This is a genomic window from Candidatus Hakubella thermalkaliphila (assembly GCF_013281975.1).
In the GTDB taxonomy this organism is placed as follows: domain Bacteria; phylum Actinomycetota; class Humimicrobiia; order Hakubellales; family Hakubellaceae; genus Hakubella; species Hakubella thermalkaliphila.
Genome location: NZ_BLRZ01000060.1, coordinates 1 through 11,781 on the forward strand (window position 1 = coordinate 1; position 11,781 = coordinate 11,781).

Here is an 11,781-nt window from a genome sequence, read left to right on the forward strand (position 1 = left end):
TTGCCGGCCCACCACAACCGCCTCTGTGAGCATCTCCGGATCTTCTCTCCTCCTTCTCCGATGGCTTTTCGAGAGATCTCCTCGACAGTGGCAGGAAATATCCGACCGGAGCAAAGGAGTTGCCCAGGTAGAGGAACTTTTGGAAAAGTATCTGGCCTATCATCTAGAAAAAAAGCCCAAGAGCTATCAATTTCTGCGGTTGATGGAGAGCGCAGAAGGATTCTTGGATAACTGAGTTCTCCGCCCTTTCTCCCTTTAGCTTCCCCGCCGAGAAGTCCCCTTCCGTAAGGAAGGGGAGGAGAGGCGGGAAAATTTTTGGTATAATGTAGTAAAGCGTCTACCTGCAGGCAAGAGGTCGGAATACAAGCAGCCCCCGGTAGCCCTGTATTCTGTAAAGCCGAATGGGAGTGTCGGGCGGACGCAGTAGGGTGGGGACCACCCGAATTCAGGCCTGTCTGAGGCACCGCAGGTTGCCGATGAAGCAAGAAGCTCCTTCCGTAAGGGCGGAGTAGTTCACTAGAAAACAGATTCCTCATTTTCATGGCTTGAGAATACGCCCCGGGATGACAAAAATTGCTATAAATGGCAGCGGTAGCTTCTGAGGGTCAGGCAAAGAAGAAGTATGAGGGGAAATAATGTATTTTCAGGATGTGATTCTTACCTTGCTAAAATACTGGGCTGAGGTGGGGTGTGTTATACAGCAGCCCTACGGTACTGAGGTGGGAGCAGGTACTTCCAATCCGGCTACCTTTCTAAGGTCTCTGGGTCCGGAGCCCTGGAACGTGGCCTACGTGGAACCCTCCCGCCGGCCCACCGATGGCAGGTATGGTGAAAATCCCTTTCGCCTCCAGCATTATTATCAGCTCCAGGTTATCATGAAGCCCTCTCCAGACGATATCATCGATCTCTACTTGAGAAGCCTGGAGTCTCTGGGCATCGATCTCCAAAATCACGACGTCCGCTTTGTAGAGGATGACTGGCAGGCTCCCACCCTGGGAGCTTCGGGCCTGGGTTGGGAAGTATGGATAGATGGAATGGAGATAACTCAATTCACCTACTTTCAGCAGATGGGGGGTCTTGAAGCCAGGCCGGTCTCTGCCGAAATAACCTATGGGCTGGAGAGGATCACCATGTATCTTCAGGATATAGATAACGTCTTTGAGTTGCAGTGGAATGAGGCGGTTAAATACGGTGAGATTCACCAGTTGGGGGAGGTGGAGTGGTCCAGATACAACTTCGACTACGCCGACGTGGAACTTCTGGGGAGGTTATTCAGTTCCTACGAGGGGGAGGCCCGCCGCCTTATCGACCTGAATCTGGTGCTTCCTGCTTACGATTATGTCCTGAAATGTTCCCATATTTTTAATCTCCTGGATGCCCGGGGAGCCCTGAGCGTGACCGAGAGAACCCGCTATATCGACCGGGTCCGCAATCTGGCCCGGGAAGTGGCCAAAGCTTACCTGAGCCAGAGGGAGAACATGGGTTTCCCTTTACTCAAGAAGTAGTGCGAAGTGTGAGCCCCCGGCCCTGGGAGGCATGATACATTTTATATAAGATAGCTACTTGTTTCCTCTGAAAATACATCTTAATCTCATGCTCCTTGGTGCCACCTGTGGTATGAGGGTTTCATAGATTAAACAAGGTCCGTTTAAGGGGATCGGAAATATGTCCAAGGATTTACTGTTAGAAATAGGGACGGAAGAGTTACCGCATCTGGCTCTCCAGGAAGGAAGAGAGCAACTTGAGGCCAGAGCCAGGGAGCTCTTTGCCGATAATAAACTCAATTTTCAGTCCATCCAGGTCTACGGAACTCCTCGCAGACTGGTTCTTGTGGTTCGGGAGCTGGAGGAGAAGCAAGAAGACCAGCTTATAAAGATCAAAGGACCCTCTAAAAAGATCTTCTACGACCAGAAGGGTGAACCTACCCGGGCCGCCCTCGGCTTTCTCAACAGCCACAAAGCCAGCCTCCAGGAGGTCAAAATAGAGCTCACTGAGAAGGGGGAGTACGTCTTTATAGAGAGGACTAAAGAAGGTCAGCCTACCGAAAAGCTACTTCCTCAGCTCTTAAGGAGCATTATCCTTTCTTTCTCCTTTACCAAGTCTATGAGGTGGGGAGATTCCAACTTGAGATTTGCCAGGCCCATACGCTGGCTTCTTTGTCTTTTTGGAGACTGTCATATTAACGTGGAGGTGGAGAATCTTATTTCTGGATCCATCACCTACGGTCATAGATTTTTAGGCCAGAATCCCATCCAGGTAGAAAAAGTTGAGGACTATTTCCGCCTTCTGCGAGAGAACTACGTCATCGTGGATCAGGAGGAACGGAAAAAGATCATCCTCGACCAACTGCAAAAGGCCAGTCAAATTCATAAATTACATCCTCTTCTGGACCGAGAATTGGTGGAGGAGGTAGTGGATCTGGTGGAGAACTCCCAGGTAGTGGTGGCAGAGTTCTCTCCCCGGTTTCTGGCTCTGCCCAGGGAAGTCCTGGAGACATCCATGAAATCTCATCAGCGTTACTTTCCGGTAGAGTCTCTCCAGGGGGAGCTTTTGCCCACCTTTATTTTTGTTCACAATGGCTCTCCCCAGGCAGAAACTGAGGTAAGGAAAGGAAATGAGCGGGTTCTCTCGGCCCGTCTGACCGATGCCATGTTCTTTTGGGAGGAAGACCTGAAAAAACAATTCGCCCAACTGACCCCCCAGTTGTCCGGAGTCATCTTCCAGGAGAAACTGGGAAGCATGCTGGATAAAGTAAAAAGACTGCAGAAGCTGGTACCATTTCTGGTCCAGAAGACAGGTCTGGCCGTGGATCTGGCCGTTGTGGAGAGGGCGGCCTACCTATGCAAGACCGATCTCGTCACCAATATGGTAGTGGAATTTCCTGATCTTCAGGGGGTTATGGGACGGGAATATGCCCAAAGGCAGGGAGAGGAACCCTCCGTCTGCCAGGCCATTTTTGAACATTACCTGCCCCGCTCTCTGGAGGATCCTCTTCCTGGTTCTCCAGAAGGTTCTGTTCTGGCCGTTGCCGATAAGATGGACACCCTGGTGGGCCTATTCGGGATCGGCCTGCTCCCCTCTGGATCTCAGGACCCCTACGCTTTGAGAAGAAAAGCCCGAGGGATCATCCAGATCACTCTGGACCAGGAGATGGACTGGTCTTTGGCGGAGCTTACCTCTTTTATCCAGCACTTATATGAGGAGCAGGGGGCGGAACTTAAGGATCAGGATACATTGAAGCAGGAAGTGATAGACTTCCTTCTTCAGAGGTTCAGGTACCTTTTGTCCGACCAGGGGTACCAGAATGAGCTTATCGACTCGGTTATAGAGGTGACCAGGGACAGAATTGTGGTCATTAAGAAGAAGGTGGAGGCTCTTGCTCCTATCATCGGCCTTCCCGAGATGGATGATCTGGCCACCGCTTATGGGAGATGCAACAATCTTTCTCGGGGATGGGAAACGGAGGAAGTGGATCCGGAGCTTCTCCAGGAGGAGCAGGAGAAAGTTATGTATGAGAGGCTGGTGGCCGCGGAGAGAAAAACTAAAGAAAACGCCCGGCGGTACGATTACGCTGCTATGATAAAGAATCTGGCTGCCTTGAGAACGGTGGTGGACAGCTTCTTTGACCGGGTGCTGGTTATGGTGGAGGAGGACAGGATCAGAGCCAACAGGCTCTCGCTGTTGAGGAGATACGTCCTTCTTTTCAACCAACTGGCCAACCTTTCTCTGTTGAGTGGGCTTCTGGTTCGGGAGAGCCAGCAAAGTCAGGAAGGATTGTAAAAGGACCTGGGTGTCTTCTGGGTGGGAAAAGAGTGAGGCTGGTTCTGTGTTCTAATGTCCAAATTAACCATAAGAGGAGGATCTGCTGTGCGCAAAAAGTATGTCTATTTCTTCGACGAGGGAAACGCCGAGATGAGAGATCTCCTGGGAGGGAAAGGGGCTAACCTCTGTGAGATGACCAGAATCGGTCTGCCGGTGCCTCCCGGCTTTGTCATATCCACCGAGGCCTGTATCCATTACTTTGAGAATGGCAAGAAGTTTCCTGAGGAGCTGTGGGATCAGGTCATGGCGGCCCTGGCCAGAGTGGAGTCGGAGACCGGCAAGAAGTTTGGTGATGAGGAACGTCCCCTTCTGGTCTCAGTAAGATCAGGGGCTAAAGTTTCTATGCCCGGCATGATGGACACTGTCCTCAATCTGGGTCTGAATGATGAGACAGTGGAAACTCTCTCCAGGATTGCCGGCAACCAGAGATTTGCCTACGACTGCTATCGCCGCTTCATGCAGATGTTCGGAAATGTGGTCATGGAGGTAAAGAAAGACCTCTTTGAGCACGCTCTAAGCGACCTCAAAGATAAAAAAGGCTATAAGTATGACACAGAACTTACTCCAGTTGATCTGAGAGAGCTGGTAGATACCTTCAAGGGAATAGTGAAAAAAGAGTCGGGACAGGAGTTTCCCTCTCAGCCTCTTAAGCAACTGGAGATGGCTATTCGGGCCGTCTTTGAGTCCTGGTATAATCCCCGGGCTATAACTTACCGAAAGATTAATGAGATTCCCGAGACCCTGGGTACGGCGGTCAACGTCCAGACTATGGTCTTTGGCAACATGGGCGAGAACTCCGGCACCGGGGTGGCCTTTACCCGCGATCCTTCCACTGGAGAGAAAAAGCTCTACGGCGAATATCTTCTCAATGCCCAGGGAGAAGATGTAGTGGCAGGCATCAGGACACCTCAGCCCCTGGAGAAATTAAAAGATGAGTTGCTTGAGGCCTACGACAAACTGGCCGGGATTATGGATACTCTGGAACAGCATTATGAGGATATGCAAGATCTGGAGTTCACCATCGAAGAGGGAAAACTCTATATGCTCCAGACCAGAGTAGGCAAGAGGACAGCCGCCGCGGCTCTCAAAATCGCCGTGGACATGGTAGAAGAGGGCCTCATCGACAAAAAGACGGCCGTCATGAGGATAGATCCCAGCCAACTGGATCAGCTTCTGCACCCCTGCATCGATCCCAACGCTGACTTCCAGGTTCTAACCAAAGGCCTCAATGCTTCCCCCGGTGCGGCCATGGGCAAGGTAGTCTTCCATGCCGACACCGCCGAGGAGATGGGTAAGGCCGGGGAGATGGTCATTCTGGTGCGCTGGGAGACTACTCCTGATGACATCCACGGGTTGGTCCAGTCCCAGGGCATCCTGACCAGTCACGGTGGAATGACCAGTCATGCTGCGGTGGTAGCCAGAGGCATGGGCAAACCCTGCGTATGCGGGGCGGAGGAAGTAAAGATCGACTACGCCAGCAAAAGCTGTCGGGTCAAGGATGTGGTTATAAGAGAAGGAGACATCATTACCATCGATGGAACCACCGGCCGGGTAATCCTGGGAGAAGTGCCCCTCATTCCTCCCATGATCAATGAGGACTTTCGAAGACTTCTGGCCTGGGCCGATGAGATCAGAAAACTGGGAGTCCGGGCCAATGCTGACACTCCGGAGGACGCGGCCAGGTCCAGGGATTTCGAAGCCGAGGGTATTGGGCTCTGCCGTACTGAGCATATGTTTATGGCTGAGGATAGACTTCCTCACGTTCAGGCCGCTATTCTGGCCAAGACCGACGAGGAGAGGGCCGAGCCGCTTCAGAAACTCTTGAAGATGCAAAAAGAGGACTTCGCGGCCATTCTTAAGGCCATGAACGGCCTGCCGGTGACCATAAGACTTCTCGATCCTCCTCTCCATGAATTTCTGCCCAATCTGGGAGATCTGAGAGTGGAGGTAGCAGAGCTTAAGCATAGAGGAGCTTCTCTGGAGGAGCTGGCCGCCAAAGAGGAACTGCTGGCCAACGTAAGAACTCTTTCTGAGGCTAATCCCATGTTGGGCTTGAGAGGATGTCGTCTGGGCATCACCAGGCCGGATATATACCAGATGCAGGTGAGAGCCATCTTTGAGGCGGCCTGCGATGTGGTTGAGGAGGGCTATGAGCCGGTGGTGGAGGTCATGATTCCTCTGGTGGGCATTGACAAGGAGCTGGCCCTTCTCAAGGAGAGCACGGAGAAGGTCATCCACCAGGTCTTTGAGGAAAGGGGCATAAGGATTGGCTACAAGATCGGGACCATGATCGAGCTGCCCCGGGCTGCTCTCACCGCTGATGAGATAGCCAAACACGCTGAATTCTTCTCCTTCGGCACCAATGACCTTACTCAGACCACCTTTGGCTTCAGCCGGGATGATGCCGAAGGCAAGTTCATTCCTGAGTATGTAGAGCTGGGGATTCTGGAGAAAAACCCCTTTGAGGTCCTGGACACCGAGGGGGTGGGTAAGCTTATTGATATGGCGGTCAAACTCTCCCGCCAGGTCAGGCCGGATATCAAACTGGGAGTCTGCGGTGAGCATGGAGGAGAGCCCAAATCTATCAAGTTCTGCCACCAGGTAGGCCTCACCTATGTAAGCTGCTCCCCCTTCCGGGTTCCTCTGGCCCGCCTGGCCGCAGCCCAGGCAGTGGTGGAAGAGGAGAGGGAAGTCTTTATCGATAAATGATTAAGATGACATGACAGAACACTATCGGCACACTCAAATTGGATATGTGGTTTTAGGTGCTTTGGGAGCCGCCCTACTTCTCATTGTCTATCTCATGACTGTTTATGGTTTCAGTTGGATTGCCTTCGCAGTTCTGATTATCCTTGGAGTCTGTCTGGTGTTATTCCCCACATTGACTGTAGTGATTGAGGAAGATGTTCTTGAAATACGATTCGGACCAGGAGTTATTCGAAAAAAATTCTCCTTGCGAGATATTGAATCATGCCAAGTGGTGAGAAACCCCTGGTACTATGCCTGGGGAATTCGACTGACACCTCATGGCTGGCTCTATAACGTCTCTGGCTCTTATGCTGTTGAGCTCAGGATGACGACAGGGAAGAAATATCGAATTGGCACTGACGTTCCCAATGACCTGGAGAAAGTCGTTCGACAATCTATTGAGAATACGAGAAGGTGATGGCGCACATCATAATCCAAGGATAAAGATCAATTATAAAAAGCTCACCTCTTTGTGGTAAGATCTTGATGTGTCCTGTTACCCAAATGAGGTGGGCTTTTTAACTGTGGTTACCATTCGCGAGAAGATTGAAGAAATCGAGCGAAGATCCCTCTCCCCCTTTGCCAGCCTCAGCTCTCAGAGCAAGGGCCGGCAAAGGCCCCAGAAGGATGATGAGATCCGAACCTGCTTTATGCGAGACCGGGACCGCATCATCCACAGCAAGACCTTTCGCCGCCTGAAACACAAGACCCAGGTCTTTTTCTCCCCCGAAGGAGATCATTACCGAACCCGCCTTACCCATACCCTGGAGGTAGCTCAGATCTCCCGTACCGTGGCCAAGGCTCTTTTTCTCAATGAAGATCTGACCGAGGCTGTTGCTCTGGGACACGACCTGGGCCACACTCCTTTCGGGCACGCCGGGGAGATGGCCCTCTCTCCGGTCATGGTGCAAGAGACGGGTCGCCCTTTCCATCATAACGAGCAGAGCCTCCGCGTAGTAGATTTTCTGGAAAGGGAGGGGGAAGGGCTGAACCTTACCTTAGAGGTGCGGGATGGCATCCTGCACCATACAGGAGATGGAGCTCCCATCACCTTAGAAGGGAAAGTAGTGCGCATCTGCGATCGGGTAGCCTACATCAACCATGACATCGACGATGCTCTGCGGGCGGGCATCCTCAAGCCTCAGGATCTACCCCAAAAGGAGCTAAAGATCCTGGGTCACGAGCATGGGGAGAGGATCAATACCCTGGTCAGAAACCTCATCTTCTCCAGTGAGGGCCAGAGTAACATAGAAATGGATCCAGAGGTGGAGGCCTCTATGAACCGTATGCGGGACTTTCTCTTTGAGACCGTCTATCTGGATAGTTATGCCAAGGCGGAGGAGAAAAAGCTGGGCAAGATGCTGGCTGACCTCTTCTATCATTTTCTAACCCATCCGGAAGAGCTTCCCCCGGAGTACCTGCCTCGGGAGGGAGAGCTGGCCGCGCTGGGGGTCTGCGACTATATTGCGGGCATGACCGACCGCTATGCCTTATCCGTCTACAACGACCTCTTTCTTCCCAAAAGCTGGCAAATAAAGTGATTCAGGCAAAACGAGATCGAGACCGGATAAGCGAAAGTACCACCTATTTTTTTCTCAAACACCGATTTTCACAGCCCGTATAATTGTCATTAGAATCATGAATGATAATTTGCCGCAGCGGATGTTTACATTGCCTTAAGATGACACTGCTTTCGTATGCGGATACCTGCTGGTATTTTCGTTTGGGGATGGGCAGCGTCACTTTTTGCCACTCTTTTCCGGGGATTTGCCCTGTGGCTTCGAGGAGCTTTTAATCTCTACGGGTTGAATTCCTCGAAGCTTGCTTCGTAAGTTTTTTGTTGTTAGATGGTGGACATGATTCAGATACCCCGCAGCTTGCTGCGGGCAGGTTCATCTTCGCTTGCGCAGGGTGATGAAACGGATGCCATCTTCGGTGAGTTTAATGACGACTATAAGGGCTGTGAAAATCGTTGTTTAATCCCAGATATGGACTTCTCAATATAGAGTCCACTGATGCGGAGTTGGCCAGCCTTCCCACTGTTTGTGAGCAGTGCCTCAATCCCTATTGCCAGCATGTCTGCCTGCCGGAGGCCATCTACCGGGACCAAAATACGGGGGCTCTGGTGATCGATGAGGACAAGTGCACCGGCTGCGGCTGGCGCCTTCGCTACTGCCCTTTAGGAGTCATCAGGTGGGAGGGGAAGGGCATTAAGGCCCGCAAGCGTGGAACATGGTCCGCCTTTTCAATGTACGGGAGGGATTTGGTCGTAAGGATGATCGTTTACCCTCCAAATTCCAAGAGGTCTTGACCCCCCTCTATTTTATTGACAATCCTTCTGTTTATGTTGTACCTTACAGTAGGAAAACCTAACTACTCTTGGGTGAAAGTGGTGCATGTAAATTAAGGGAGGAAGGAAATGCCGATAGTAAAAATCGGACCCAAGCATCAGGTCACCATTCCCACTCAGTTTTTTAAGACCCTTGACCTGAGGCCTGGAGATCTGGTGGAGGCTCAGCTTAGAGACGAGGCCATAGTTCTCATCCCCCAAAAGCTGATTCCCAAAGATCAGGCTTGGTTTTGGACGAAGGAGTGGCAGGACAAAGAAAAAGAGGCAGATGAGGCCATTGCCAGAGGTGAACTTTCTGGTCCCTTTGAGACTGCCGATGAGCTGGTCAGGCGTTTACGCAAGCAATAATGAAGATCCAAACCACCCAGCCCTTTGATCAGGACTATGAGACTCTGCCAGAGGAGATCAAGGAGCGGGCCGATAAACAATTCACTCTTCTTTTGGAAAACCCAAGGCACCCCTTATTGCGATTAAAAAGATAAAAGGAATCAAAGATATCTGGGAAGGTAGGATCACCAGAGATTATCGCTTTACCTTTCAGATTGATGGAGATACTTATATTCTCAGAAGGATTGGCAGACATGACCAAACTCTGAGGAATCCTTAAGGAGAAACGTTACTCCTGGAATATCCAGCAATATTTCAGTCCTAATTGGATGGACTCTTTCCCCCCTAAATTTACATGAATCTGAAGCAAATCTTATGGTTATTCAGCCAAGGTATCCTTGGATCAAGCCCGTTTTTCAAAAGCTTTGCCTGAAGGTTATCTAAGAGTGGCCTGACTGCATCCTGATGTTCAAACCCAAAAACATCGACTCTAACATAATCGCCATGCAGCTTTACCTTACCCTGCACATTTCTTAGAAAGTGCCGATGGACTAAATCAGGGGTCATTGAGAGGAATTCACCACCCAGATCGTTGCGGAAGGCACTCATTAAATTGAAGGCCATGAGTTTCAAGGCCAGGTTAGCTGTGATGGCATTGAGGTTCGTGCTTACCAGGAGATTGAAACCGAGAAAATCACCTTCCGAGAAGAGATTCCAGCATTTTTTCAGCCCATAATATTTAGACTAAAAGGATTTTGACTGTATGTTAGATTTACCATAGAGTTACAATTTTAGCAAGCCGCAGGACCGAGAGACTGACAAGGGTTTCCGCATAAGCAAGCTAATAGTCTATTGAAATATCGCACTAGAGACCATGTGATTGCTGGAGAGTAGGAGATGTAAATATTATCGAGCCTTTCTGCACAGCAAGATTCTTGGTTATTCTTGATAATATGGAGTATTTGGCAATCTCCTCCCCTAGAGGAAGTATTCCTCATCCGGCAACTAAGGGTAGGAAATCAATTATTAGTGCGATATTTATGTAGACTTTAGTCCCTCCTTTTGGTATAATATTACCTATTGTCAATATCCAAAGGAGGGAGGCAAATGGAAACCCAGATCACTTTTGCCATTATCTCGAGGGATGGGGATATTCTTTATCGGACTCTAGATGGGAAAGAGTATGTGGTAAAGTATGAAGATATCTGTCAGCGGAAGTTAGAGATGGTTAAGGTTGCCCAACTTACTGATTTGCCCATAAAGGATGTGTGCCAGATCTTTGGTTTTAAATCCAAGCAGACCTATTACCATGCCAAGGGCGTTTTGGAAGAGATTGGTTCTGTTGGTCTTTTCCCAAGAAAGACCGGGCCCAAAAGAAATTACGTAATGAGCGAGGAGCTTGTAACGAGGGCCATTGAACTTCGCTTCCGCACTAACTGGAACATGTATGCCATCGGGGAAAAACTTCGAGAAGAAGGGTTCCCGGTTCGGGACCGCATGGTGGGGGAGATCTTCGAGAAATACCGGATCACGGTAAAAAAAACTCCCAAAAAGAGGTTAGACGGAGATGCCGTCAATTCCTCACTCCGGAGAAAGTAGATGTCCTCAGTAACAATAAGAAGGAGAGGACAAATACAGTTGTGGTCACTCCTTCATCCATTCAGAAGGAGCTGGAAGAGAGGCTCAGGTCTGGTTTTACTTCCCCTTATGTGGGGGGACTGTTTTTGGTTCCCTATCATCTTCAACTGGGAAGTTGGGAGATGCTGAGCAATTTATTGCCTGACAAGATTGGTGGTATCCCACCCCAAAAACTGGGCTTACAGGTTATACATCATTCCCTTTATGGGATAAAGGGAACAAGGGAGTTAGATGAACTGAGGGAGTCCAGCTATGGTCTGCTTAAGTGGTTTGCCATTCATCTGTAGCCCTGTGACCGAGAATAGGTTTTTCAACCAAATACCCACAGCTCACTCGGAAGAGTTCTTGCTAGAGATGGGTAAGAGACAAAAACAGCTCGGTTATCTGAAAGGCAACATCGTTAATACCGATAGCCACTCCATCCGCAGCTTCAGCCGGATGCATATGCCAAAAAGCTATCTCTCCAAGGAGAAGATATACGATAAGAGCATCAGGACATTCTGGACACAAGACCAGGAGACCAAGAATCCTATATTCTTGAAGGCATCCTACAGCGGGACTACGGTGAGCATGGCTGTCCCTGATCTTATGGACAAAACCCTGCAGATCCTCCAAAATCCTTTCCTTTCAGCGATGGATAAAGAACATTTCGTGGGCACTCTACTCAGCCAATTAGATGAGAAGGGAATTAGAGTGATCCTGCCCATACGCAATTCTGATAAGAGGCTTAAAGAGATGGAGGCCATAGATGCCTCACAATTTACCCAAAGATTTGAGGGTCGAAGACTGGCCGATGTATTCACCTATCTCAAGGATTACCCCGATCCATTACGGTTCCTCGTTCTAAAGGTCAGAGAGGATGGTGAGACCAAATATGTGGGGTTCATCACTAACGA

At 50.0% G+C, this 11,781-nt stretch carries 11 protein-coding genes and 1 pseudogene; all 12 read left to right on the forward strand.

Annotation, left to right across the window (positions count from 1 at the left end):
* Positions 1–235, forward strand: a 235-nt coding sequence (locus HW443_RS06645; RefSeq protein WP_176238007.1) for a DNA repair protein RecO C-terminal domain-containing protein, incomplete at its 5' end; no start/stop codon positions are given.
* Between the two features lie 400 nt (positions 236–635).
* Complete coding sequence (glyQ, locus tag HW443_RS06650; RefSeq protein ID WP_176230687.1) at positions 636–1,505, forward strand: glycine--tRNA ligase subunit alpha; 870 nt, start codon at positions 636–638, stop codon at positions 1,503–1,505.
* Between the two features lie 160 nt (positions 1,506–1,665).
* Entirely contained in the window at positions 1,666–3,780 is a 2,115-nt protein-coding gene (gene glyS, locus HW443_RS06655; RefSeq protein ID WP_176230686.1) for a glycine--tRNA ligase subunit beta, read from the forward strand.
* A 54-nt stretch (positions 3,781–3,834) separates the two neighbouring features.
* Positions 3,835–6,531 (forward strand): pyruvate, phosphate dikinase, encoded by a 2,697-nt coding sequence (ppdK, locus tag HW443_RS06660; RefSeq protein WP_176230685.1) that lies wholly within the window; start codon positions 3,835–3,837, stop codon positions 6,529–6,531.
* 10 nt (positions 6,532–6,541) lie between these two features.
* Entirely contained in the window at positions 6,542–6,988 is a 447-nt protein-coding gene (locus HW443_RS06665; protein ID WP_176230684.1) for a PH domain-containing protein, read from the forward strand.
* A 106-nt stretch (positions 6,989–7,094) separates the two neighbouring features.
* Positions 7,095–8,111, forward strand: coding sequence for a deoxyguanosinetriphosphate triphosphohydrolase (locus tag HW443_RS06670; protein ID WP_176230712.1), 1,017 nt, complete (start codon positions 7,095–7,097; stop codon positions 8,109–8,111).
* A 482-nt stretch (positions 8,112–8,593) separates the two neighbouring features.
* Positions 8,594–8,734: pseudogene (locus HW443_RS13930) on the forward strand (4Fe-4S dicluster domain-containing protein); the annotation flags it as partial.
* A 68-nt stretch (positions 8,735–8,802) separates the two neighbouring features.
* Positions 8,803–8,943 carry an aldehyde ferredoxin oxidoreductase C-terminal domain-containing protein gene (locus tag HW443_RS13935; RefSeq protein WP_176230683.1) on the forward strand — a complete coding sequence of 47 codons (141 nt, stop codon included), beginning with the start codon at positions 8,803–8,805 and terminating at the stop codon, positions 8,941–8,943.
* A gap of 46 nt (positions 8,944–8,989) precedes the next feature.
* On the forward strand, positions 8,990–9,268 hold the full coding sequence (locus HW443_RS06680; RefSeq protein WP_176230682.1) for an AbrB/MazE/SpoVT family DNA-binding domain-containing protein: 279 nt from the start codon (positions 8,990–8,992) through the stop codon (positions 9,266–9,268).
* Positions 9,269–10,354: 1,086 nt separating this feature from the next.
* Entirely contained in the window at positions 10,355–10,846 is a 492-nt protein-coding gene (locus HW443_RS06685; protein ID WP_176235652.1) for a hypothetical protein, read from the forward strand.
* Between the two features lie 41 nt (positions 10,847–10,887).
* The gene (locus HW443_RS06690) at positions 10,888–11,172 is read left to right on the forward strand and encodes a hypothetical protein (protein WP_176230680.1); all 285 of its coding nucleotides are present in this window, start codon (positions 10,888–10,890) and stop codon (positions 11,170–11,172) included.
* Positions 11,138–11,781, forward strand: a 644-nt coding sequence (locus tag HW443_RS06695; RefSeq protein ID WP_176238008.1) for a hypothetical protein, incomplete at its 3' end; no start/stop codon positions are given. The genes HW443_RS06690 and HW443_RS06695, both read left to right, overlap by 35 nt.